This is a genomic window from Arthrobacter sp. 92, from assembly GCF_050260325.1.
Taxonomy (GTDB): Bacteria; Actinomycetota; Actinomycetes; order Actinomycetales; family Micrococcaceae; genus Arthrobacter.
Genome location: NZ_CP189863.1, coordinates 3158638 through 3182282, shown reverse-complemented (window position 1 = coordinate 3182282; position 23645 = coordinate 3158638). Strand labels below are relative to the sequence as shown.

Below are 23645 nucleotides of genomic sequence, written 5' to 3'. Positions count from 1 at the left end.
CGCTTACGCCAAAAAGATATGGATGGTCCGGCGCCCTGGTCCCAGTCAACCCCGGACGCCGAACTCTGGACCCATCGCAGTCCAGGCATTCGCCAGCCCTGTTGCTGGCCCCGGAACGGCCCAGCTCGCAGCGTCGGCCTTCGCAGTATCAACCCGAAGCCGCCGGAGGCTCACTTCTTGACGACGCCTGAAGAGGCGGCCAGACAAGATCGATGCCATGTTGCGCTGCGATTCACACGCCGGGCCGGTTCACTCCGGTAATCGTCAGCTGTTTCGTTGCTCTCCACGCGTCATGCTCTAGTCCGCAAGGAAATTACACGCTATGATGAAAAGGTTTTCACGATAAATCTATCTGCCATTGAAAAGGACTGACGATGACGACCATTCCTATTGCCCGTAACTTGGCTGACGTCGCGCTCGTGTTGCGCCCGGGGGACGACGTTGCGGTCGCCATCATCAACCTTGAGCCGGGCATGGAGCTGACTGGTCATGGGAGTCCTTTCCTGGTGCGGCAGGGCGTGTCCCGGGGGCACAAGCTTGCTGTCCGGCCGGTTGAGGCCGGGGGGCAGGTGTACAAGTACGGCCAGTCGATCGGTCGTGCCACGCGTGCTATCGCCGCCGGAGACCACGTGCACACCCATAATCTCGGCATGGACGACACGGGACGGGACCATGAGTTCGGTACGGCCCGCGTGCAGCTCCCGGCTCCGGACGGGCCGCCGCGCACCTTTCAGGGTTACCGTCGCTCCGACGGGAGGGTGGGAACCCGGAACTACATCGGCATCGTGACCTCGGTGAACTGCTCGGCCTCAACGGCCCGAATGATCGCGGCGCAGTTCACCGGGCCCGCGCTGGAGGGCTATGCGAATGTGGATGGAGTGATCGCCCTTACGCACAACTCCGGTTGCGGGCTGGTTGCTGGCAGCGAGGGCGCCCGACTGACGCTGCGCACGCTGGGCAGCTACGCTGACCATCCCAACATCGCAGGTCTGCTGGTCCTGGGCCTCGGGTGCGAGATGCTGCCCGTGACTTCCCTGCTGGACGGCCTGGATCTTCCTGCCGAGAAGCTTGTGCGCACGCTGGTCATTCAGGAGAACGGCGGGATCCGCGCGACGGTGCGGGCCGGGGTGGAGGCAATCCAGGACATGATCCCGTCCTTGGAGGCGATGCGCCGCGAACCGGCTCCTGTCGCGGAGCTGGTGCTCGGGATGAATTGCGGCGGCTCCGACGGGTACTCCGGAATCACCGCCAACCCTGCCCTCGGCGCGGCCTCGGACCTGCTGGTGGCCCACGGCGGTACCACGATCCTGGCCGAGACGCCGGAAGTCTTCGGCGCCGAGCACCTGCTGACGCGCCGCGCGGTTTCCGAGGACGTGGGCCGAAAGCTCCTGCAGCGCATCGCCTGGTGGAAGGACTACGCATCCGCCGGGGGCGGTTCCCTGGATAACAACCCTTCGCCCGGCAACAAGGCCGGCGGGCTGACAACCATCCTGGAGAAGTCCCTCGGCGCGGTCGCCAAGGGCGGCACCGCGGAGCTGTCGGCAGTGTACGAGTATGCCGAACCGGTCACCGCTCGCGGGTTCACTTTCATGGACACCCCCGGCTACGACCCGGTCTCGGTGACTGGCATCGTCGCGGGCGGTGCCACCGTGGTGGTCTTCACCACCGGCCGGGGTTCCGTCCTGGGGTGCAAGCCCACCCCCTCGATCAAGGTGGCGACCAACACTCCGATGTTCGAGCGGATGCACGAGGACATGGACCTGAATGCAGGCGGCATCGTGGACGGGACGGCCTCGATCGAGAGTGTCGGCCAGGAAATTTTCGAGAAGATCATCGCGGTTGCTTCCGGGGAGCGGCCCGTCTCGGAACAACTGGATCTGGGCCAGGACGAGTTTGTGCCGTGGCAGCTCGGAGCGGTGACGTGATCGGGACCGGTATGGCAGACAGCGAAGCGGTTCGGCAGCGGCGACAAGCGGTAAAGAAGTTGAATTCGGCCACGGTTGCACGACCGGAGCTTCCTGTCACGATTCTGCAGTTCGGCGCCGGGAACTTCTTGCGCGCTTTCGTCGACTGGATGATCACCCGGAGCAACGAGGCTGGCATCACCCGGGACGGGATAGTGATCGTGCAGGCCACGGACCACCCGTCCAGGACGGTGGAACAGCTCTCCGAACAGGACGGCCTTTTCCACGTGTACCTCGAAGGCATCAAGGACGGCCGCCCCGTCAAGGAGGTCGACCTGGTCACCTCGGTGCGCTCGGTGCTCAGTGCCCATGACCAGTTCGAGGAGTACGACCGGCTGGTCGTGAGCCGGGACCTGCGGCTGGTCGTCTCAAACACCACCGAGGCCGGCATCGAGTTCGTGCCCGGGGACGACCTAACCGCGCGTCCTCCGCAATCATTCCCCGCCAAGGTGACCGCTTTGCTGCACCGGCGGTACGAGCACTTCCAGGGTGATCCGGCGACAGGACTATCCTTCCTGTGCTGCGAGCTCATTGAGGACAACGGATCCACCCTGCGCGAGTACGTTCTGCGCCATGCCGCCGACAGCGGCCTCGAGGCGGGCTTCCTCGAATGGGTGCGCACCGCCTGCCACTTCTACGACACGCTCGTGGATCGGATTGTCCCGGGGTTCCCCCGGGAGGAGATTGACGCCGTGCAGGTGGAGATCGGATTCGCAGATCAGCTTGTCGTTAAGGCCGAGTATTTCTATGTCTGGGCGATCGGGGGTGATCCGTCCATCCGCGAGTTGTTGCCGCTGGACAAGGCCGGCCTCAACGTTCTCTTCCTCGATGACATCCGTCCGTTCCGCTCCAAGAAGGTGCGAATCCTCAACGGATCCCATACCGCGATGTCAGCGATCGCACTTCAGCTCGGATGCGACACCGTGCGGGACGCCTTCGACATCCCGCAGGTGGAAACCTTGATCAACCGCCTGGTGGCCGAAGAGGTGCTGCCCACCATCGAGGGGGACCGCACGGAGCTGGCGATCTTCGCCCAGCAGATCCTCGAGCGGTTCTATAACCCCTCCTTGCGGCACCGGCTCGCGGATATCGCTCTGAATGCGCTGTCGAAATGGACAACGCGCAACCTTCCCGTCGTCCTGGACCGGTGGACCCACCACGCCCAGGCGCCGCTGACTGTCCTGTCGTTGGCTGCGCTCCTGGTGCTCTACAGCGGCCGGTCGGAGAATCTCCGATTCGAGCCCCGCGACGACGCGCGAGCCATGGAAGTGCTACGGGGCGCCTTCGACCCAGAGGATCTCCTGGGGTGGGTCAGCGATGTGATCGGGCATCTCCCGCTGGCCGCCCCGCTGGAGCCTGCGACGGCCGCGCGGCTGGCGCGGGAGACAGCTAACGGAGTCGCACTCATCCTCGAGTGCGGCATGTCCGGGGCACTGCAACAGACCCTCACCTGCCCTGCGCAGGCGGGTAATGTCTCAGCCGACGTCGTCCGCCGGGGTCGATAAGTCCTGGCTGGACTTACGCCGTGGTCGCCTGTGTTACCGGTGCGCGGACGGAGGTGCCGCGGAAGACGAACTCGGTGGGCAGTTGAGCCGGGGCCTCCACCGCGGAGTCCGATGAGGTCAACAATGCGTGCAGGTAGGTCATGGCCAGGGCGCCGGCCTCCTCCCGAGGGATCCGCACCGTAGTCAGCGGTGGATCCGACATGGAGGCGAACTCGATGTCGTCGTACCCGACCACGCTCAGATCCGCCGGCACAGAGACCCCGTACTGGCGCAGCTGCTTGATCAGGCCCAGCGCCATGACGTCGTTGTAGACCATGACGGCCGTGACGTCGGCGAGCAGGACCTTCTCCGCAGCGCTGCGCCCGCCCTCGAAGGAGGGCGCGAAACTGCCGATGGCAACCTCGGTCAGGCCCGCCGCTGCCAGGTGCTCCGTGGCAGCGCGCTGGCGCACGCGGCTCGAGTAGCTCGTAACGGGGCCGGCCACATACCCGATCCGCTGGTGCCCCAGCGCCTTCAAATGGGTGACTTCCTGGGCGATGCCGCTTTCATTGTCGAAGGTGACGGCCGGGATCCCCGGGACCTGGCGGTTAATCAAAACGATCGGGCACTGCGGTCGTTGGGCGGCCAGATCTTCATCCGACATGCGCGCCGCACACAGAACGAGCCCGTCCACCTGGCGGGCAAGACGCGTCACCAGCTCAACCTCACGGGCCGGATCCTCCCCGGTGTCGACCAGCAGCGCGGAGTACCCGATCCCCTCGGCCCGGGTCTGGATGCCCTTGACCATACTGGGGAAGAACGGGTTGCCAAGGTCCGGGACGACGATGCCGATGTTGCCGGTCAGACCGGTAATAAGAGACTGCGCGGCACGGTTGGGCTGATAGTCCAGCCGGGTGGCGGCACTCATCACCCGTTCGCGGGTCCCCTTGTCAACCTTCTCCGGACGCATGAAAGTCCGGGAGACCGTCGCGGGAGAGACGCCGGCAGCCCGGGCAACGTCCCGGATCGTCACGGGCTCAGCCATCCAGATCGCACTCCCATCGGTATTGTTACGGATTCTATCCGCGTCCTCGCCCATTCCGGGCGTCGTAGAAATTTCTGCGGACGTGACGTTGATCTCAAGACTATCGCGGAGCTACACTGATGAAAACCTTTTCAAATGAAAACCTTTTCATAAGCGGGGCTTTCGTACCCCGCAGGAACTGAGAGAGAGACACCGATGTCTGCATCCTTGGAACTGCAGCCGGACCTGCACCGGTCGCGGCGTGCCGACAAGCGCGAGCTGACGCTGCATCCGGACCGCGCACTGCCCGCGGACACGCGTCAGCGTGCCGTCGCCCGCGAGATCTATGAACAGAGCGCCCGTTTGCCGCTGATCTGCATGCACGGACACGTCGAGGCCGAGGTGTTTGCGGACAACAAGCCCTTCACCGACCCTGCCCAGCTGCTCGTCGTGCCAGATCACTATGTGACCCGCATGATGGTCTCGCAAGGGATCGCACCGGAGGCGCTGGGGATCCCCCGGGTCGACGGCGGTGCGGTCGAAACAGACTCGCGGGACATCTGGCGGACCTTCTGCGGGAACTGGAAGCTGTTCCGCGGCACCCCCTCGCGCTACTGGCTGGAGCACGAGCTCGTTGAGGTCTTCGGGGTCGATCTGGTGCCGGGCGTCGAGACCGCGGATGCCATCTACGACCAGATCGCCGCGCGCATCGCCGAACCCGGCTTCCGGCCCCGCCAGCTGCTCGATCGGTTCTCCATCGAACTGATCTCCACGACGGACCCCGCTACCAGCGACCTTCGCCACCATGCGCGGCTGGCCGGGCAGGGCCTGGGCGAGCGGGTTGTTCCAACCTTCCGCCCCGACGCTGTGTTCCACGTGGACCGCCCGGGGTGGCGCGCGGAGACCGCCCGGCTCGCCGAGGTCTCAGGGGTGGACACCTCCACCTACGCCGGCTTCCTCGACGCCCTGCGGGAACGCCGCAGGGCCTTCGTCGCGGCCGGGGGCCTGGCAACGGACCACGGTCATCTCAGCGCCGACACCACCCCCATGAGCGAGACCGCTGCCGCGGTGCTGTACGCCCGTGCATTGGCCGGACCGGTCAGCCCCGAGGAGGTGCAGGCCTTCGCCGCACACATGCTCTTCGTCACTGCCGGGATGGCATGCGAGGACGGGCTGGTGATGCAGATCCACCCCGGCGTGCTGCGAGACCACCACACCGGTGTCCTTGCCCGGCACGGACAAGACAAGGGCTTCGACATCCCGGTGGCGACCGAGTTCACCCGCTCGCTGCGCCCGATGCTGGAACGCTACGGCCACGACCCGCGGTTCCGCACCATCCTCTTCACCGTCGATGAGACCGTATACAGCCGTGAGCTTGCCCCGCTGGCCGGAGCATATCCATCGCTGCGGCTGGGGGCTCCGTGGTGGTTCCTCGACTCCCCGGAGGGCATGCGGCGTTTCCGTGAGGCAGCGACCGAGACGGCAGGGTTCTACAACACCTCCGGTTTCGTTGACGACACACGCGCCTTCGCCTCGATCCCGGCCCGCCACGACCTTTCCCGCCGCATTGACGCCGGTTACCTGGCCCGCCTGGTCCTCGAGCACCGGATCAGCCAGCACGAGGCCGTGGAGACGGCAATTGACCTGACATACAACCTTCCGAAGATCGCCTATTCCCGGCGTTCCGCCTGACCCCTGATTGGCCCGGATGCAAAGGAGCACCCCGATGGACAGCAAGACCACCACTACCGCCCCGCAGGCGATGAGAACGAGCGGGATCGTGTCGCTGAAGGAGAAGATCGCCTATGGCATGGGTGACCTGGGCAACGGCTTCATGTTCGATCTCGGCCAAGCCTATCTGCTGAAGTTTTACACCGACGTGGCAGGGCTGCCGCCTGCCGCGGCAGCCTCTGTCTTCGTCGTCACGAAGCTCTTCGACGCATTCATGGATCCGGTCGCCGGCACGGTGATCGACGGGCAGCGCAGAGTCGGGCGGTACGGGCGCTTCCGAGGCGTGATGTTCTACTCCTGCATCGCATTGGCCGTCCTGACGGTCGTCACCTTCCTCACCCCCGGGCATTCCGAGGGCGTGAACCTGGCCTACGCCTACGTGTCCTACATGGCCTGGGGCGTGCTGTACTCGTTCACCAACATCCCCTACGGCTCCCTGGCCTCGGTGATGACCCAGGAACCGGTCGAGCGGGCCAAACTGGCGTCCTTCCGCCAGGCCGGGTCCGTCACGGCACTGCTGATCACCGGCGTGGCGTTTATGCCAATTGTGCTGGCCTTCGATTCGGCGCGGGTGGGCTACGCCTTCGCCGCCGGCGCGATGGCCGTGACAGGCGTGCTGTGCTTCTTCGCCACGTTCCGCTACACCCGTGAGAACGTCCCCGTGGTGCGCCGTCACGAGAAGCTCACCGCCCGCGAATTCGTCAGGACCATCGCGAGCAACCGGCCGTTGCTGGCCCTGATCGCGATGACGATCTTCTCGATCTCGGCCTACAACGTGAAGACGTCAATGATCGTCTACTTCACCCAGTACTACCTGGGGGATGTGCGGCTGCTGGCCGCCGTGAACGTCATCGCCATCGGTTCCTCAATCATCGGGATCCTGCTCATCCCCGTGCTCACCCGCCTCATCGGCAAGAAACGCACCGCCCTGTACGGATTCCTGCTGGCCGTGGTCGCGGACGGGCTGAACTTCGTACTGCCGACCAACCCGGTGCTTTTCACGGTGCTGTTCAGCCTCTCCTTCATCGGAGTCGCCCTGCCCAACGGCATCACCTGGGCCATGGTCTCGGACGTCATCGACTTCGGCCACTGGCGCACCGGCAGGCGGCGCGAAGGCATCACCTACTCCATGTTCAACTTCTCGCGCAAGATCGCCCAGTCCGTCGCGGGCGGCCTCGCCGGATTCGGGCTCAGCGCCATTGGCTACGTGCCCAACGCGCATCAGACCGACGGCGTATTGTTCGGCATGAAGGGTCTGCAGACTCTCTACCCCTGCCTGGCCCTGGCCGTCGCTGCAGTCATACTTCTGCTGCTGTATCCCCTGACGGACAAGAAGGTCGCGGAGCTGGCACTGGAGACCCACGCACGGGAGGGCACTGAGGCCCCCGTGGAGCGCGGCCCACAGGATTGACCGATCCTGTCCCCAGCACCCTTGTCCTCCCGGCACCACCGGTGGGACACCGGTTCACCACCGTCATACCGGTCTGGCGTCCCCCGGGCGCTGATCATCCCGATGACTCATTACCCAGGAGAAAACTGATGCCCCACCACCGCCCACAGCCCTCCCAGACCTTGCTGGCCCATCCGGTGATCGCCGTCTTACGGGCCTCCCACGCCCGTGAGTACGCACCCGTTATCGAGGCACTGATCGCCGGCGGAGTCCGTTCCATCGAGCTGACCCTCACCACCGAGGGTGTTTTCCAGGAGATCGCCGAACTCAAGACCCGATTCGCTGATGCAGCAGAAATCGGGGTGGGCACCGTCACCGACGCCGAACAGGCCCAACGGGCACTCGATGCCGGTGCCGACTATCTCGTCACGCCGGTGACGGTTCCCGAGGTGATCCGCGCAGCCGTCAACCGGGGCGTGCCGGTCTTCCCGGGCGCCTACTCGCCCACCGAGATGCACACCGCGTGGTCCTTGGGGGCCACGGCCGTCAAACTGTTCCCCGCCTCCGTGGTGGGGCCCGGCTACATCGGTCAGGTGCACGGGCCGTTCCCCGGTCTGCCGATCATCCCCTCCGGGGGAGTGTCCATCCAAGACGTCCCCAAGTGGCTGCAGGCAGGTGCTCTCGCCGTGAGTCTGGGAGGACCTCTCCTGGGAGATGCCTTCAAGGGCGGTGATCTTTCCGCACTGACCGAGCGTGCCGCGGAGGTGACCCGCCTTGTCGGCAATGTCCGTGACAGGACGGTTGACGCATGAGCCAGGTCGTGACCATGGGGGAGACGATGGCCCTGGTGAAGGCAGAGACTCCCGGGCCGCTGGCCCACACCCGTTCCCTCAGCATCGGGATGGGCGGGGCCGAAAGCAACTTCGCCATCGCCCTGTCCCGGCTGGGTGTATCCGTAACCTGGGCCGGCCGAGTCGGCGATGACAGCCTGGGGGAGTTGGTGCTTCGGGAGCTACGGGCTGAAGGGATCGACGTCCACAGCATCGTGGACCCCGAGGCGCCCACCGGGCTGATGATCAAGGAACGCCGCACCGCCGAGCAATTGAAGGTGTGGTACTACCGCTCCGGGAGCGCCTGCTCCCGGCTCCGGCCCCAGGACGTCCCCGAGGAACAAATCCGCGCCGCCCGCCTCCTGCACCTGAGCGGGATCACCCCGGCCCTGTCGGCCTCGGCTGCCGCAGCCGTGGACCACGCCATAGCCGTGGCCCACGATGCCGGAACCCTGGTCTCCCTGGATCTCAACTACCGCTCAGCCCTCTGGTCACCGGAGGAAGCAGGCGAACTGTACCGGAGGTTGCTCCCGCAGGTGGATCTCGTCTTCGCCGGCGATGAAGAAGCCGCGATCGCCCTGGGACCGGACCGGACACGGTCGCACGAACCCCTCGCCCTGGCACACCGCCTCGCAGCGCTGGGACCGAGCCACGCCGTGGTGAAACTTGGGGCCCTGGGCGCCGTCGCGGTCGCGGACAATGCGGACCACGTCCAAGCCGCCGTCCCCGTCAACGTCGTGGACACCGTGGGAGCCGGCGACGCGTTCGTCGCCGGCTACATCGCCGAGTTCCTGGCCGGCGAAAACCTGGAACAACGCATGAAAACCGCAGTCCGCACCGGCGCCTTCGCCTGCCAGGTACCAGGCGACTGGGAAGGCATGCCCCGCCGGAACGAGCTTGACCTCCTGGAGGCCAAAGACCCCGTCGCCCGCTGACCACCCACCCCTGTCCAGAGAATGTCCCCCCGAGACAGAATCGCACCAGATTCGGTGAAGTGGCGGCTTGGCCGAGGGAATCGGAATCCGGGACTGCGCCATGCCGGCCTACCTCGTCAGAGGTAGGTAAATCCATGTGTTCCGAGACATCCCTAGTGCAGACACTTCCTCAAAGAGATGGCCATGACAGGGCAGCCTAAACAGCGGCAACGAGGGGGTTTTGGTTGAGTTCATTCCCCCTGTGTTGAGGCCGGGGGCCAGGAACAACGAGGGCGCCAGCGTGCACTGCATGTAGACACAACTCTCATAGACGATCGATTAACGAGTCAGGCGGCCGTGCTTACCCCGTGCTTAAGGCCTTCCCGGGGCGTTGCAAGTCTCAGAGCTATTTGGCGGTTAAATTGCTCCGATATTTGGCATGCGACAAACTGAATGGGATTGTTTCTGCCGGATCTGCCGTGGGAGGAATCGCTGGTGTTTGGAATGGTTAGCCTGAGGCCCTTCAGACTGCTCGACCAGCCCATACCGGATGCGTGGTCTGCCGTTCTTTCTTCTAACCCACTTGCTGGTGACGCAAGATGTGTGGTCAATCAGTTTGGCCGGCCCACGGAAAGTGGTCCTGAGCACTTTCTGTTTATTGGGGGGCGAGTTCACCGTAGAAGTAGGAGGCGGTGACGCCGCCGTCCATGAGGAAATCGCTTCCGGCGATGAAGGCGCCGTCGGGGCTCATCAGGAGTGCGGCCACCGCGCCGACTTCGTCCGGGGTTCCGCCCCTCCCCACAGGAGACAGCTCGATCATGCGCCGGTACCCCTCGCCGCGTGGCCCGGTCAGCTCGTCTTTCGCGAGAGGTGTGAAAATGATGCCGGGGCTGATCGTGTTGATCCGCGCGCCGCGTTTTCCCCACCTAACGGCCTCTGCCATGACGCGGAGGGAGTTGCCGCGCTTGGCCAGTTGGTAGGCGTTGAGCGAATCCGTAACCTGGTCCGGCTGAAGCATCGGCAGGGACAGCAGTTCGTCAGCCGGGGTCATGGCGAGGGCGGCATTCTGCTCGGTAGTCAGCGCGCCGAGGCGGTGCCCTGATTGTGAGGCGATGACGACGCCGGACCCCCCGGGTGCGATGACGTTGCCGAATTCTTCGAGCAGTACTGCGGTTCCGTAGGGGTCTACGGCGAGGATGGTTGCCGGCGATGCCTGGCTGGGTGAGACTCCTGCGGCGTGGATGAGCCCGGTTACGTTACCACGTGCTGTGGCCTCCTTGACCAGGGCTTGAATGGAGTCGCGGGAGGACACGTCGACGGTTGTGGTGCTGACGTCGAAACCGGCGTTGATCAACACTTCGGCCGCCGCATCGGCGCTGTCCTGGTTCAGGTCCGCCAGGACCACGTGCTTGCCCGCGCTCACGCGCCGGGCGATGGCCTGGCCTATCGATCCTGCCCCGACAACAACAACGACGTCGCTCATGGTGATCTCCTGTTTCTCTGTAGTGGATGTTCGAGGCGAAAAAACGGAGCTTTGGAATCAGCGGCGATTGAGCCGTGCGCGTTGCAGGCTGGTCCCGGACGTTCCCTGCTTGGTCCGGCTTACGTCCGCGACGTCAGCTGCCTGAACTGCGGTTTCCAGCCGAAATCGTCGCGAGGTCATGACGGAACGTTTCGGGTTCTTTGGTGACCGGTAGGTCGACCTCGTCTTCGACTGCATCCAAAGACTCGCCTGAGTCCGGTATCAAGGCGCCGAAGAGTGCGGTGAGGTCGGTCTGTTCGCTGCCGTGCTCGGCGACGAGTTCGAGGGTTTTGTGGTCGGCGGCATCACTGCCAAGGCTGTCGATGAGGACGCGTGCGATCTGGTCCCTGGCGATCACGCCGTCGGCGGGTGAGCCGGACTGGCGCCTGTCGCCTTGGAGCATGACGATGGTCCGCTGGTCGGGTTGGTTGTAGTCGAACCATCCGGGACGCACGATCGTGTAGGGGTTACCGCTGGCGCGGACGAGCCGTTCGCTGCGTAGCTTCCACCGGGCGGTCATGAGCGCGATGCGCACCCGGCGGCCGCCCAGTGCACGGAGGACGTTCGCGACCCCGGCGTAGTCGTTGTCCCGCACGTCCCGTTCGCTGGTGGTGGATCCGTGGGTGAAGACGACAGCATCCACTCCCTCTACGGCTGTACCGAGGGTTTCGGGACGGGTCAGGTCACCGATGACGAGCTCGGCCGCGTCGGGGAGCACACGGGCGGCCCGGGCCTGATCGCGCACGAGCGCCCTGACCCTGTAGCCCTGCTGCAGCGCCTCGGCCACGGCGTAGCGGCCGATGCTGCCGGTGGCACCGGCGATGAGCACGGTGGAGGGACGGTCGTTCATTTCTTCTCCTTAACGGCGGTCTCTGCCGTGGTCTGCTGGGTCGCGGCCCAGCTGGCGAGGACTTTCAGTGCGTCCTCGGAAGGTGTCCCGGGGTCGGCCGTGTAGACGTTGATGCGCAGTCCCGGGTCGGCGGGCAGCTCGAGTGCCTCGAAGCTGAGGTCCAGGTCCCCGACGATCGGGTGGTGGAGCCGTTTGCGGCCGGCGCGGTGGTACTTCACGTCGTGCCGGGCCCACCGGGTGCGGAACTCCTCGCTGCGGGTGGAGAGTTCCCCGATCAGGTCTGTGAGGTCCCTGTCATAGGGGTTTTTCCCTGCGGTGGAACGGAGGATGGCGACGATGTCGTCCGCCGCGCGTTCCCAATCGGCGAAGAACTCCTGCGCTTTCGGGTTCAGGAAGGTGAAGCGTGCGCTGTTCGGCGGTGTGGTTTGTTCCGCCATGAGGTCCAGGTAAAGGGCTTCGCCGAGTTCGTTGGCGGCGAGGACATCCCCGCGGTCGTTGCGGACCCAGGCCGGCGCCGTCGTGATTGCATCAATGACGCGTTGCACGCTCGGCCGCACCGTCTGGGGGCTGCGCTTGCGCCGCACCCGGGGGGAGGCGGTGGCGGCGCGGGCCAGGTCAAAGAGGTGGGCCGTTTCGGCGTCGTCGAGTTTCAGGGCACGACCCAAGGCTTCCAGGACGCTGTCCGAGGCACCGGAGAGGTTTCCGCGCTCCAGGCGGATATAGTAATCGATGCTCATCCCGGCGAGCATGGCGACTTCCTCGCGGCGCAGCCCGGTGACCCGGCGGTTGCCGCCGTAGACCGGAAGGCCCGCCTCCTCGGGAGTGATTTTGGCGCGGCGGGAGGTCAGGAACTTCCGCACGTCCTCGCTGTGTGTCATGGCATCCACGCTACGCCCGGCTTGTGGAGCGAGGGAGGGACTGGCGTTACCCTGTACGACAGTGACTCCCGGGCAATACGGAATCACGGTTGTATGGAAAGCATGAAACCTGAACCCGCACCCGCTCCCCACCCGGCAGCGATCCTGGCGATCATCCTGGCCAGTTACTTCATGATCCTGCTGGACAACTCGGTCATCTTCACCGCCCTGCCGAGCCTGCAGGCAGACCTGCGGCTGAGCACCGGGGAGCTCTCCTGGGTCCAGGACGCCTACGTCCTGGTCTTCGGCGGCCTGCTGCTCCTTGGCGCCCGGGCAGGAGACCTGCTCGGGCGCCGCCGGGTGTTCGTGTTCGGGCTGGTGGTGTTCTCGATCGCGTCCCTGCTGATCGGACTGGCTCCCTCCGCGGGGTGGGCCATCGCCGGCCGCGCCGTCCAGGGCATCGGGGCCGCGATCGTCGCGCCTGCCTCGCTGTCCCTGCTCACGGCGAGCTTCCCCGAAGGGCGTGAGCGCACCCGCGCCGTCGCCTTGTACGGCGCGACCGCAGGGATCGGCGCCAGCCTGGGCCTGGTCATCGGCGGGGCACTGGCCCACTGGATCTCCTGGCGCGCCGGGTTCTTCGTCAACGTACCCATCGGCGCCGCCATGATCATCCTCGCCCCGCGATTTCTCCCCGAAACCGGCCGGGCAACCGGACGGTTCGACGTGTCCGGCGCACTCAGCGCCACCCTGGGCGCCGGCGCCCTGGTGTTCGGCATACTCAACACCGCCGACGCCGGCTGGGATTCGCCGCTGACCATCACGGCCGTCAGCGCCGGCGTCGTACTCCTCATCGCGTTCGTGCTGATCGAACGTAAGGCCGCCCAGCCGATCATGCCGCTGCGGCTGTTCGCGAGCCGCCGCCGCACCGGCGCCTACGTGGCACGCTTCCTGTACCTTGGTGCGATGATCGGATTCTTCTTCTTCACCACCCAATTCATGCAGGAAGTCCTCGGCTTTGACCCGCTGCAGGCAGGCATCGGGTTCCTGCCCATGACGGCGGTCAACTTCGGCGTCGCCATGGCCAACCCGCGGCTCGCACGGCGGATGCCTGGCTCCGTTCTGCTCCTGGCCGGGATCCTGCTCACGCTGGCGGGGATGTTCTGGCTCAGCCTCGCCGGAACGAATTCTTCTTACCTGACCGGCGTCGCCCTGCCCATGGTCCTCATCGGCGGCGGCCAGGGCCTGGCGTTCGCGCCGCTGACGTCGTTCGGGATCAGCGGCGCACCCGCCGCTGACGCCGGCGCCGCCTCCGGCCTGCTGAATACTTTCCACCAGATCGGCACCTGCCTGGGACTCGCCGTCGCGGTGGCCGCCGCCGCCACCGTACCCGCCGGCCCGGCCACCGCCCATTTGGCGGCGCAGGTCAGCGCCGCCCTCACCGTCGGCAGCGTCCTCCTGCTCCTGGCCCTGGCCGTCACCGCGGGGCTCATCCTCCCCGCAGACCTCGCTTCACGGCCGACCAAGACGCCCCGGACGGCCGTGCCCGCACCGGAAGCCGAACCTGCCCGCTGACCCACCAATACAGCACTTCATGGGGGTACTGACATGCACTCCCAAGAGGTCCGTGACCGGTGTTGACTGGAAATTGACCGACAACATGGTAAGGAATCCCAACATGCGAGCAACACTGATGTACGGCGCCGGCGATGTGCGCGTCGAAACCGTCCCCAACCCCACCATTCAGGAGCCCACCGACGCCGTCGTGCGCATCGTCGCAGGCTGCATCTGCGGCAGCGACTTGTGGCCCTACGCCTCCAGGCCCGAGTCGGCTGAGGGCTCCCGCATGGGCCACGAATTCGTCGGCATCGTCGAAGAAATCGGGTCCGAGGTGACCGGCCTGGCGATCGGCGACTTCGTCATCGCACCGTTCGTCGCGTCCGACGGCACCTGCGACTTCTGCAAGGAAGGCCTGCAGACCTCCTGCCGCCACGGCGCACACTGGGGCGGCCACGACGACGGCGGCCAGGGCGAATTCGCCCGGGTCCCGCAGGCGTCCGGCACCCTCGTCGTCGTCCCCGCCGGCTTTGATGAGAAGCTGATCCCGTCGCTGCTGAGCCTCTCCGATGTCATGTCGACCGGATACCACGCGGCCAGGAAGGCTAACATCAAACCGGGCCAGAGCGTGACCGTGATCGGCGACGGCGCCGTCGGGCTCTCAGCCGTTCTCTCCGCCAAGCTGATGGGCGCCTCGCGCATTATCCTCATGGGCCGCCATAAGGCCCGCACCGACCTTGGCCGCGAGTTCGGTGCCACCGATGTCGTCGCCGAACGCGGCGACGAGGGCATCGCCAAGGTCAAGAAACTCACCAACGGAGACGGAACCCACGCCGTCCTCGAAGCCGTCGGGCTGAAGCCGGCGATCGAGATGGCGATCGGGGTGGTCCGCGATGGAGGTGTCATCAGCCGCGTCGGCGCACCGCAGTTCTCCGAGGTACCGCTCGGCTTCCCCGAGTTCATGCGCAACATCACCCTCACCGGAGGTGTCGCACCGGCACGCGCCTACATCGAGGAACTGCTGCCCCTCGTGCTCGACGGAACCATCGAGCCGGGCAAGGTCTTCGACCGCACCATCGGCATGGACGACGTTCCTGCCGGCTACCAGGCGATGGCCGACCGCGAAGCGCTCAAAGTACTCGTCCGCCCGTAACGACAAGGATCCGGATCGCATGCACATCACACTTAACAACGGGGTCACCATGCCGGCCATCGGGCTCGGGGTCTTCCAAAGCGCCCCGGAGCAGACCACGGCCGCTGTCGAGGCCGCGCTGGCCACCGGCTACCGGCACATCGACACCGCCGCCGCGTACGGAAACGAGCGTGAGGTCGGTGCGGGCATACGCAGCTCGGGCCTGGATCGATCGGAGGTGTTCATCGAGACCAAGGTCTGGGTCAGTGACTACGGCTACGACCAGACCTTGCACGCCTGGGACAAAGCAACGGGAAAACTCGGCGTGGACTATCTGGACCTGCTGATCCTGCACCAGCCCGCCCCCGACCGGTTCGAGAAAACCATCGCCGCGCACAAAGCACTCGAGCGTCTCCTTGCTGACGGGCGTGTGCGCGCGATCGGTGTCAGCAACTTCATGCCGCACCACCTGAAGGAACTGCTCGGCTCGACCGACGTCGTCCCGGCCGTGAACCAGATCGAGCTGCACCCCTACTTCACCCAGCCGGACGTGCAGGCAGCCGACACCCGGCACGGGATCCTCACCCAGGCCTGGTCGCCAATCGGCGGGATCACCTTCTACCCGGGGTGGGGCCAGGACCGCCGGAACGTGATGGAGGACCCGGCAATCGCCGCCATCGCGCAGGCGCACGGCAAGAGCCCGGCCCAGGTGATGCTCCGCTGGCACCTGCAGCAGGGCCGCTCAGCCATCCCGAAATCGACCAACCCCGCACGCATCGCCGAAAACTTCGACATCTTCAACTTCGAACTCAGTACGGACGAACTCGCCGCCCTCGACACGCTCGACACCGGAACGCGGAACGGACCAGACCCGGACGAGGCCCGCGAAGAGCGCTTCGCCATGGCCATCCCCGAAGCCTAAGACCGCCGAAGCCTAAGACCTAGAGAAGGAACCACCGTGGAATACCGTCCCCTTGGCCGCACCGGCGTGCAGGTCAGCCCCTTGTGCCTTGGTGCGATGATGTTCGGCCCCTGGGGCAACAAGGACACCGCGGACTCCATCCGCATCATCCACCGCGCCCTCGACGCCGGCATCAACTTCATCGACACCGCCGACGTCTACTCCGGCGGGACCTCCGAGGAAATCGTCGGACAGGCACTGGAGGGCCGGCGCGACGACGTGTTCCTCGCCACGAAGTTCTTCATGCCCATGAACGAGGACGATCCCAACCAGCGCGGCGGATCCCGCCGCTGGATCATCCGCGAGGTCGAAAACTCCCTCCGCCGCCTGAACACCGACCACATCGACCTCTACCAGGTCCACCGGCCCAGCCCCGACACGGACGTCGAGGAAACCCTCGGCGCCCTCACCGACCTCGTCCGCCAAGGCAAAGTCCGCTACATCGGCTCCTCGTCCTACTCCGGATCCCAGATCGTCGAAGCCCAGTGGGCCTCCCGGGACCGCAACCTGGAGCGGTTCGTCACCGAGCAGCCGCCCTACTCGATCCTGGTCCGCGGCATCGAGGAAGACATCCTCCCGACGGTGCAACGCCACGGCATGGGTACCCTCACCTACAGCCCGCTCAGCGGCGGCTGGCTCTCAGGACGGTGGCGCAAAGACTCAGCGTCCGCACCCACCTCGTCAGCCCGTCCGGGCGCCCGCTTCGACATGACAAGCCCTGCCCACCAGCGGAAACTCGACATCGTCGAAGACCTGGCCCAGCTCGCCGAACAAACCGGGCTGACGCTCATCGAACTGGCCATCGCGTTCGTGATCAACCACCCCGGCGTCACGGCAGCAATCGTCGGACCGCGCACCATGGAACAGCTCGAGTCCTACCTGCCCGCCGCCGACATTACTTTGTCCAGCGACGTGCTGGACCGCGTCGACAAGATCGTCGCCCCCGGAGTGACCGTCAACCCCGACGACAACAGCTACGGCACCCACGAACTCACGGCGTCGGCCCGGCGACGGTGACAGACGCGACCGCCGCGGCGGTGAAAACACTCTATGACACCCTGTGCGAGGCGATGGTGGACGGGGACGTGGCAGGGCTGGGCTCGATCCTTGCCGATGTTTGCCCTCTCCTATATATGGGAGGGGCGGCCGCCGGAATCCTGGTCGCAGGCGCGGCCTACCTGCTCCTGATCCGGGTGCGCGACCCGCTCATCATCAACATCGCCCTGCTCATCACCCCGTTCACCGCCTTCCTGCTCGCGGAAGCGGTGGGAGCGTCGGGGGTGCTGGCTGTTGTTGCCGCGGGGTTGATCATCTCCTTCACCTCGAACCGGATCAGTACGGCAGCATCGCGTCGCCAGACCGAGTCCGCATGGCCTCTCGGTTCCTACCTTTTGAACGGCGCCTTGTTCGTTCTCATCGGCCTTCAGGTGCAGGCTGCGGTCCACGAAATCAACGCCCGCGATGTGGGCCGCCTTCTGCTGTCCCCTGTTGCCGTGTGGCTGGTGCTCATCATCATCCGGTTCGTGTTCCAAACCGTCAGCATCACTGTCGTCCGGTTTCTGGACCGGCGCCCCTCCCAACGCCAACGCCGGATGACCTACCGGGCCCGGGCCGTGAGCTCCATTGCCGGCTTCCGCGGAGCCGTATCCCTCGCGGTCGCCCTCTCCGTGCCAACGGCAGTCAATGACGGCACCCCGTTCCCCGGCCGCGACGACATCAAACTGGCAATCGCGTCCGCCGCGGTCTTTGCCCTCGATGAACTCGCGCACGAGCTCGGGACGAGTCCAACGGTGCACAGCCGGCTCGCAGACGAGTATCGGTCCCACCTGTCCGTCACACAGGCACTGAAAGCCGGTTCTGATCCGGCGGCCACCATGCAATCGCGCCAGGAAGAAATAACGCTCCGCCAGGCCGTACTCGACAGGAAACGCGAAGCACTCCTGGGCCTCCGCCTCGATGGCACGGTCGATGACACCGTCGCCCGGCGGCTGCAAACCAGGCTCGATGTCGAAGAACAACGCCTGACCGGCGTCGAAAACATCGACTGACAGTTCCTAGGAACGACCGACCGCTACAGATTTCAAACCGAAAGAAGGATCATCATGACTGACCAGCCCAAGCAGCTCGGAGGCGGCCGAAAGATGTTTGGCGACTTCGCGCCAAAGCTTGCCGACCTCACCGACGACGTGCTCTTCGGGGACGTCTGGAACCGGCCCGAACTGAGCGCCCGCGACCGCAGCCTCATCACCGTAGCCGTGCTCACCGCCGGCGGAAACACCGACCAGTTGGGCTTCCACCTCGGCCGCGCCGTCGAGAACGGCGTGTCCCAAGAGGAGCTCATCGAAGCCATCACTCATGTCACGCTCTATGCCGGCTGGCCAAAGGGCATGTCCGCGATGGGCGTCGCCAAGCAACTCTTCACAGACAACAAATAAGGAAGACCATGAATATCGAACCCTCCCTGCCCACCACGAAAAACCCGGCAGCCCAGTTCGCCGGGGACGTGTGGCTGGATCCGATCGCGCTTCCCCACGAGTCCGACCAGACGATGGTCGTCGCGACCGTCCGCTTCGCTCCCGGAGCCCGTACCGCCTGGCACTCCCACGAACACGGCCAGTACCTACACGTCACCCAAGGTGTAGGCCGTTTCGGTACCCGGGACGGGAAGATCATCGAAGTCCACCCCGGCCAGACCCTCTACACCCCGCCTGGTGAGGAACACTGGCACGCCGCCACCCCCGGCTGCTTCATGGAACACATCGCCATGCTCCAAAACGGTGAAGACCCCTCAAAAACCACTACTTGGAACGAACACATCACCGACGACGAATACAACGGCCGCTGACCACCGGACACGTAATGCCGTTCAACAACACTTGGTCTCACAACGGCTAACCGTTCGGGATTAAGAGAACTATAGGGACGGCTATGGCTGTTATCGGGTATGCGAGGGTTTCCACCACGGATCAGAACCTTGATCAGGGTGAACTCGTCCTCCAGGGCCTCCCGGACCGAGTCGGGGACCTGACTGCGCATGTCGAACCGGCGATCAACTCTGGGCCGGCGGTTCAGCCTTCACACTCGTTGCAGTACGCGTGGCCGTCTTTTTCGCGGGCTAGCTGGGACCGGTGCCGGACCAGGAAGCAGGAATAGCAGACGAACTCGTCCGCTGCCTGGGGGATAACCTGGACGATGAGTTCGTCGTTGACGATTTCGCCGCCCGGGATAATTGCATCATCCATGGAATCTGATTCGTCCAGGTCACGCACGATCCGGGCATCGGGTGCGTTCTCGGACTGCAGCGCCTCGAGCGAGCGGTCCTGTGATTCCTTGACGTCGGAACGGACTTCGTCATAATCGGTTGCCACTTGTGGTGCTTCTCTTTTCATTTGTGGTGGTTACAGCAAGGTGAACGTACAGCATCGGCGTATGATTCCCCCACTCTTGGCGGCATCTCAGGTCGCGGCCGCTGGATGTATCCCGGCACTGTTGGTCGGGGACTGTTTGGTCTAGCGTGGGGGCGTATCGGGCCAGTGTGAACATGATTGCGCGCTGGAGGGGACCGGACGGGGATCATCTAACAACGCCTTCGGGGTCTCAAAGGCGAAGAAACGTAGTGATGATGATTGTTGACCCTGAATTCGACGCGCAGCACCCGTTGGCTGGCCGGGGCGTGTACCTGCTGGATGATCACGAGGTCGTGAGGCGGGGGCTGCGCCAGCTGCTGGAGTCTGGGGGTCTGAGCGTGGCCGGGGAATCCGGGTCCGCGCTCGACGCGGTCCGTCGGATTCCGGCCCTTCGCCCGGAACTGGTCATTATTGGCGATGTTCTTCCGGACGGTTCCGGTGCCGGCGTGTGCCGGGCCATTGCCGCTGCGGCGCCGGATATCCGGTGCGTGCTGATGACCGGGGACGCCGGCGAGGCGGTGCTCATCGACGCGATTCTGGCCGGGGCGTGGGGGTGCCTGTCCAAAGTCGATGACAGCAGCGAACAGCTTAGGTTGATCCGCCGGGCCCTGGCCGGGCACACCGCGTACAGCGCCCGTTTCCGGGACGTGGTCGTGGCCCCCATCTCCCCATTCGAGCCGCAGCGCCCGGATGAGAAACTCCTGACTTTGACGAAACAGGAAATGGTCGTGGCCATCGGCGTGGGGAGGGGGCTGAGTAACCGCCAGATCGCCCGGGAGATGTTCCTGGCCGAAAAGACAGTGAAGAACATGGTCTCGACCATCCTGATGAAACTCGGCATGGCGCGCAGGACACAGGCCGCAGTGCTGATCGCCAAGGCGCTGAATCCGTCCGAGGATCCCGCCGACCTCGGATACCGGTTCGGCCGGTTCCCGGACCTGATCTCTGAGGTCACGGCGGCACTGCTGAACTGCATCAGCGAGTCCGGCACCGTGCCGCCCACGAACGAAGCGCGGGCCAGGGATGCCGTCCGGCTTGCCGACGCGCTTGCCGCGACCCGCACCGGGCTGAAGGTCACCCGCCCGCTGCCGGGCCAGGGTCGCTAACACCCGGTGCTGAAAGAAGCGCTGCCGCAGCTACCTGGCATCATTTGCGAGTCAGTTCTGGCCGGCCCATGGCCGGACCGGTCAGGTGCGGGGCGGGTGGTCTTTGGTGTCGCGGCGGTGCGGGTTGTGGCGGGGGTGTGGGGGCTGGACTGTGTCGAAGAGCCGGTCGGTGCCGTGGGCGGGGTAGGCGATGTGGGCGCGGCTGCGGGTGAACTGCAGGTCGTCCTCGTTGAGCCGGGCCTGGCCGTGGGCGTCCTGGGGACGGGCTGTTCGGCGGTGCGGCACAGTGCCGCGGCAGGCACTGGGTTCTTGACCAGGGAGGCCCTTGATGGTCGGAAGTCCACGACAGAAGAGCGCCCCGAGAGGGCAAGCGCTTGCCGGGAAGCAAGAACGTGTGGTTGTTGTTAACATTTTTGCCGGTCCGGATGTGGGTGCTGACGGTTGATAGGTCGTGAAGGCTCATCATGGCCGGGCCGAGGGCGGAGCCCCGCGGGGATTCCGCCGCCGTTAGAAACAATGTCCCCGGGGTCCGGCCGGGCCCGGGGGAGTCAAGATGACAGAGGTGGTTTCGATGAAGAAATGGACGCGATGGCAGGATTGGGTCACGGTCGTTGCCGGGCTCTACGCTGCCCTGTCGGTCATCTGGACCAGGGCAGCCGGTTCCTCCACTGCCTTGATGCTCGTGTTCGGCGTTTTGCTGATCATCAGCGGCGTCATTAATCTGGCCATGCCCGGTACGCCGGCCATGGAATGGGCTCAGGCGGCCTTCGGCGCCCTGTTGTTCCTTTCTCCGTGGTTCGGTTCCTATGCCATGCAAGCCGGCGTCGCCTGGACCTCCTGGATCACCGGCCTGGTGGCGCTTGTTGTCACCGCGACGGCGATCAAGCCCAGCACCGAGGAACACCGGCATCATACGGTCAGCCCTTCGCACTAATCTGCGGAAACACTGAAGATTGGTCAATATCGACCGGCGGGGGCCGTGACGGCACCCGCCGGTCGCTCGAGTGTACGGCCGGGGCCCCGATGGCTTTCGCCCCCGCTGGGAAGGAAGAGGTGAGTTCCGCCGGCGGGCCGCCGAATGATTCATTCCCTGCACCCGGTGAGGCTGTTCCGGAATACGTCAACGTACCTCCGGGCCTATGGTGCCGGGTTCCAAGGCTTGCGGTCAGGAAGATAGCGCATGGATCAGTCCCTGATGCCATGATCAGATGGTGAGTATTCGCAGCTTCAGCGCCGCGACCCACAGCACCAGGTTCCGACTGTTCGCCATGGCGGTCGGCGGAGTCGCCGTGGACGTTGCCGTGGGTCTTCTTGGTTCCTGGGCGTATGCACCGGCCCTGGGCTGGGCGGCTTCGTCGCTGATCTACCTGGTCTCGGTTTGGTCGGTTATCTGGCCCCTTGATGCTTCCGGCACGTCCACGCATGCGCTCCGGGAGGATCCGGGCCGGATCGTCTCCGATTTGCTCGTCCTGGGCGCCACGATGGCTAGCTTCGGCGGCGTGGCACTCATCCTGCTGGAGGCAGGAAACGCGGAGGGCGGAAGGAAAGCAGTCATTATCGCGCTGGCCCTCACAGGCCTCGGCCTCTCCTGGTTGCTGGTCCATACACTCTTCGCCCTGCGCTATGCCACGCTGTATTACTTGGAGAATGACGGCGTCGACTTCAACAAGGAAAAACCGCCCAGGTACGCGGACTTCGCGTACCTGTCGTTCACCGTCGGCATGACGTTCCAGGTCTCGGACACCAACCTGACCACTGATGCCGTCCGGTACGCCGCGTTGCGCCAGGCGCTCATCTCGTACGTGCTGGGAACCATTGTGTTGGCCACGACCATCTATCTCGTCGCTGGTCTCGTCCGCTGAAGTTTCATCCCGCCGGGAGTCTTGAACCAGTGTGCCAGATTAGACGCTTCCGTCGCCCGCAAGATCAAACATCCGGGATGTCGCAAATCCGTGGTCGCCTCGATCACCGGAACAGCGGATGTTCAGGCCTGCTTCATCGAGGGACCCCGTACCTGCCATCGGAGCTGACTCTTGGCGGCGGAAAGCGCCGTTCAGGGCACGAGGACTGTTGCCGCTTGCACGGTCTGCGGATAGTTACTGGCATAACACGGCGCCGCGTCGTCCACAGGGCAGGATGCGAGGCGGCCGGCCCGGTGTGGCCTGGGCCGTCGTTCGACCGGGGCGCGACGTGGCAGCAGCGCATGGTGCACCGGTGGGAATCGAACCCACGACCCGAGGATTAAAAATCCAATGCTCTGCCAGCTGAGCTACGGATGCGGCCAGCGCCCGGGGGTTGACGAGAAGCCGTGCCGGAGGGGTTGCTGATGCCCGCGGTCCGGTGGCCGGCTCGGTGCTGGGATCCTCGCGACGGGGTTCTCCTCGGCGGTGCGTTGTTGGAGTTCTTGCGTGACCAGCGTGAGGAGTTCGCGGGCGGTGTCGGACCCGACGAGCTCCACACACTGGGTGAGGGCGGCCTGGAGCCGGAAGAGCTCGGTGGAGGGAACGAGCGGCCACCGCCGGAACGTGTCGAAGATCGAAGGCGAAGTGCACCCGGGCGCCGGCTGGCCGTAGGTGCTCACACCGTTGCTCCCTGCATCCGGGCGGTCCGCCGGTGTGAGCGTCTCAGATGAGCGTTGGCGGGCCGGTTCTCCGCCGGGTGAGCCCCGGCGGGTCTCAGGATCCGGGCGCCGGCCGGCTCTGAGGATTTGAGGAGTTGAGCGGCGGCGGGTTCCATCCCCGAAAGTGTCCGCAGATCCAGGACGAGGGTCAGATCCGGGGCGAGGGAGGCCGCGCGCTGCGCCACGGGCGTGAGTGCCTGGACATTGTGGAGCGTGAGGTGCCCGGTGGGGGTGACGGTGACGGTGCGGGAATCGATGTCCACGGCGACGGTAACATCTAGTTTGCTGGTCATAGACAC

At 65.3% G+C, this 23645-nt stretch carries 24 protein-coding genes and 1 tRNA gene; 16 read left to right on the top strand and 9 right to left on the bottom strand.

Annotation, left to right across the window (positions count from 1 at the left end):
- Window positions 1-374 precede the first annotated feature (374 nt).
- Together ACP4XC_RS14760 and ACP4XC_RS14755 are read left to right on the top strand one after the other, a co-directional pair.
- Window positions 375-1925 carry a UxaA family hydrolase gene (locus ACP4XC_RS14760; RefSeq protein WP_427170933.1) on the top strand — a complete coding sequence of 517 codons (1551 nt, stop codon included), beginning with the start codon at window positions 375-377 and terminating at the stop codon, window positions 1923-1925.
- Window positions 1926-1936: 11 nt separating this feature from the next.
- The gene (locus ACP4XC_RS14755; protein ID WP_427170931.1) at window positions 1937-3469 is read left to right on the top strand and encodes a tagaturonate reductase; all 1533 of its coding nucleotides are present in this window, start codon (window positions 1937-1939) and stop codon (window positions 3467-3469) included.
- Between the two features lie 13 nt (window positions 3470-3482).
- Here the strand turns inward: ACP4XC_RS14755 and ACP4XC_RS14750 are convergent, their stop codons facing one another.
- Entirely contained in the window at window positions 3483-4493 is a 1011-nt protein-coding gene (locus ACP4XC_RS14750) for a LacI family DNA-binding transcriptional regulator (RefSeq protein WP_427170929.1), read from the bottom strand.
- A 195-nt stretch (window positions 4494-4688) separates the two neighbouring features.
- Here ACP4XC_RS14750 and uxaC point away from each other — a divergent pair, with 195 nt between their 5' ends.
- From uxaC to ACP4XC_RS14730, 4 genes are all read left to right on the top strand, one after another.
- Entirely contained in the window at window positions 4689-6164 is a 1476-nt protein-coding gene (uxaC, locus tag ACP4XC_RS14745; protein ID WP_427170926.1) for a glucuronate isomerase, read from the top strand.
- A gap of 34 nt (window positions 6165-6198) precedes the next feature.
- The gene (locus tag ACP4XC_RS14740; protein ID WP_427170923.1) at window positions 6199-7614 is read left to right on the top strand and encodes a glycoside-pentoside-hexuronide (GPH):cation symporter; all 1416 of its coding nucleotides are present in this window, start codon (window positions 6199-6201) and stop codon (window positions 7612-7614) included.
- A 128-nt stretch (window positions 7615-7742) separates the two neighbouring features.
- On the top strand, window positions 7743-8405 hold the full coding sequence (locus tag ACP4XC_RS14735; protein WP_427170921.1) for a bifunctional 4-hydroxy-2-oxoglutarate aldolase/2-dehydro-3-deoxy-phosphogluconate aldolase: 663 nt from the start codon (window positions 7743-7745) through the stop codon (window positions 8403-8405).
- Entirely contained in the window at window positions 8402-9358 is a 957-nt protein-coding gene (locus tag ACP4XC_RS14730; protein ID WP_427170919.1) for a sugar kinase, read from the top strand. The genes ACP4XC_RS14735 and ACP4XC_RS14730 overlap by 4 nt, the downstream gene beginning before the upstream one ends.
- 634 nt (window positions 9359-9992) lie before the next feature.
- On the opposite strand, the gene ACP4XC_RS14725 is transcribed toward ACP4XC_RS14730, so the two are convergent.
- The 3 genes from ACP4XC_RS14725 to ACP4XC_RS14715 all read right to left on the bottom strand — a co-directional run bounded on the left by ACP4XC_RS14725 (window position 9993) and on the right by ACP4XC_RS14715 (window position 12587).
- Window positions 9993-10820, bottom strand: a complete 828-nt coding sequence (locus ACP4XC_RS14725) for an SDR family oxidoreductase (protein ID WP_427170917.1) — start codon at window positions 10818-10820, stop codon at window positions 9993-9995.
- Between the two features lie 133 nt (window positions 10821-10953).
- Window positions 10954-11709 (bottom strand): SDR family oxidoreductase, encoded by a 756-nt coding sequence (locus tag ACP4XC_RS14720; protein WP_427170914.1) that lies wholly within the window; start codon window positions 11707-11709, stop codon window positions 10954-10956.
- The gene (locus tag ACP4XC_RS14715) at window positions 11706-12587 is read right to left on the bottom strand and encodes a helix-turn-helix transcriptional regulator (protein ID WP_427170912.1); all 882 of its coding nucleotides are present in this window, start codon (window positions 12585-12587) and stop codon (window positions 11706-11708) included. The genes ACP4XC_RS14720 and ACP4XC_RS14715 overlap by 4 nt, the downstream gene beginning before the upstream one ends.
- A gap of 102 nt (window positions 12588-12689) precedes the next feature.
- Here ACP4XC_RS14715 and ACP4XC_RS14710 point away from each other — a divergent pair, with 102 nt between their 5' ends.
- From ACP4XC_RS14710 to ACP4XC_RS14680, 7 genes are all read left to right on the top strand, one after another.
- Window positions 12690-14138, top strand: a complete 1449-nt coding sequence (locus tag ACP4XC_RS14710) for an MFS transporter (RefSeq protein ID WP_427170910.1) — start codon at window positions 12690-12692, stop codon at window positions 14136-14138.
- Between the two features lie 103 nt (window positions 14139-14241).
- Window positions 14242-15273 carry a zinc-dependent alcohol dehydrogenase family protein gene (locus ACP4XC_RS14705; protein WP_427170908.1) on the top strand — a complete coding sequence of 344 codons (1032 nt, stop codon included), beginning with the start codon at window positions 14242-14244 and terminating at the stop codon, window positions 15271-15273.
- Window positions 15274-15292: 19 nt separating this feature from the next.
- Window positions 15293-16174: an aldo/keto reductase gene (locus tag ACP4XC_RS14700; protein WP_427170906.1), complete on the top strand. Its 882-nt coding sequence runs from the start codon at window positions 15293-15295 to the stop codon at window positions 16172-16174.
- Window positions 16175-16210: 36 nt separating this feature from the next.
- The gene (locus ACP4XC_RS14695) at window positions 16211-17230 is read left to right on the top strand and encodes an aldo/keto reductase (protein ID WP_427170903.1); all 1020 of its coding nucleotides are present in this window, start codon (window positions 16211-16213) and stop codon (window positions 17228-17230) included.
- Window positions 17227-18261 carry a cation:proton antiporter gene (locus ACP4XC_RS14690; protein ID WP_427170901.1) on the top strand — a complete coding sequence of 345 codons (1035 nt, stop codon included), beginning with the start codon at window positions 17227-17229 and terminating at the stop codon, window positions 18259-18261. Before ACP4XC_RS14695 ends, ACP4XC_RS14690 begins: the two co-directional genes overlap by 4 nt.
- A gap of 54 nt (window positions 18262-18315) precedes the next feature.
- Window positions 18316-18648: a carboxymuconolactone decarboxylase family protein gene (locus ACP4XC_RS14685; protein WP_427170899.1), complete on the top strand. Its 333-nt coding sequence runs from the start codon at window positions 18316-18318 to the stop codon at window positions 18646-18648.
- An 8-nt stretch (window positions 18649-18656) separates the two neighbouring features.
- A complete protein-coding gene (locus ACP4XC_RS14680; protein ID WP_427170896.1) occupies window positions 18657-19058 on the top strand; it encodes a (R)-mandelonitrile lyase in 402 nt (133 codons plus the stop codon).
- Between the two features lie 223 nt (window positions 19059-19281).
- Here ACP4XC_RS14680 and ACP4XC_RS14675 read toward each other — a convergent pair whose 3' ends face one another.
- A complete protein-coding gene (locus ACP4XC_RS14675; protein WP_427170894.1) occupies window positions 19282-19581 on the bottom strand; it encodes a DUF4193 domain-containing protein in 300 nt (99 codons plus the stop codon).
- A 251-nt stretch (window positions 19582-19832) separates the two neighbouring features.
- Between ACP4XC_RS14675 and ACP4XC_RS14670 the strand changes: the two genes are divergently transcribed.
- On the top strand, window positions 19833-20726 hold the full coding sequence (locus tag ACP4XC_RS14670; protein WP_427170892.1) for a response regulator: 894 nt from the start codon (window positions 19833-19835) through the stop codon (window positions 20724-20726).
- A gap of 81 nt (window positions 20727-20807) precedes the next feature.
- Here the strand turns inward: ACP4XC_RS14670 and ACP4XC_RS14665 are convergent, their stop codons facing one another.
- Window positions 20808-21011, bottom strand: coding sequence for a hypothetical protein (locus tag ACP4XC_RS14665; RefSeq protein WP_427170890.1), 204 nt, complete (start codon window positions 21009-21011; stop codon window positions 20808-20810).
- A gap of 268 nt (window positions 21012-21279) precedes the next feature.
- Here ACP4XC_RS14665 and ACP4XC_RS14660 point away from each other — a divergent pair, with 268 nt between their 5' ends.
- Both ACP4XC_RS14660 and ACP4XC_RS14655 read left to right on the top strand, forming a co-directional pair.
- Window positions 21280-21660: an SPW repeat protein gene (locus tag ACP4XC_RS14660; protein ID WP_427170888.1), complete on the top strand. Its 381-nt coding sequence runs from the start codon at window positions 21280-21282 to the stop codon at window positions 21658-21660.
- A 274-nt stretch (window positions 21661-21934) separates the two neighbouring features.
- Complete coding sequence (locus ACP4XC_RS14655; protein WP_427170886.1) at window positions 21935-22588, top strand: DUF1345 domain-containing protein; 654 nt, start codon at window positions 21935-21937, stop codon at window positions 22586-22588.
- Window positions 22589-22930: 342 nt separating this feature from the next.
- Here ACP4XC_RS14655 and ACP4XC_RS14650 read toward each other — a convergent pair.
- From ACP4XC_RS14650 to ACP4XC_RS14640, 3 genes are all read right to left on the bottom strand, one after another.
- A tRNA-Lys gene (locus ACP4XC_RS14650) sits at window positions 22931-23005 on the bottom strand.
- Window positions 22996-23307 carry a hypothetical protein gene (locus tag ACP4XC_RS14645; protein ID WP_427170884.1) on the bottom strand — a complete coding sequence of 104 codons (312 nt, stop codon included), beginning with the start codon at window positions 23305-23307 and terminating at the stop codon, window positions 22996-22998. The genes ACP4XC_RS14650 and ACP4XC_RS14645 overlap by 10 nt, the downstream gene beginning before the upstream one ends.
- Window positions 23304-23639, bottom strand: coding sequence for a hypothetical protein (locus ACP4XC_RS14640; protein WP_427170882.1), 336 nt, complete (start codon window positions 23637-23639; stop codon window positions 23304-23306). Before ACP4XC_RS14640 ends, ACP4XC_RS14645 begins: the two co-directional genes overlap by 4 nt.
- Window positions 23640-23645 lie beyond the last annotated feature (6 nt).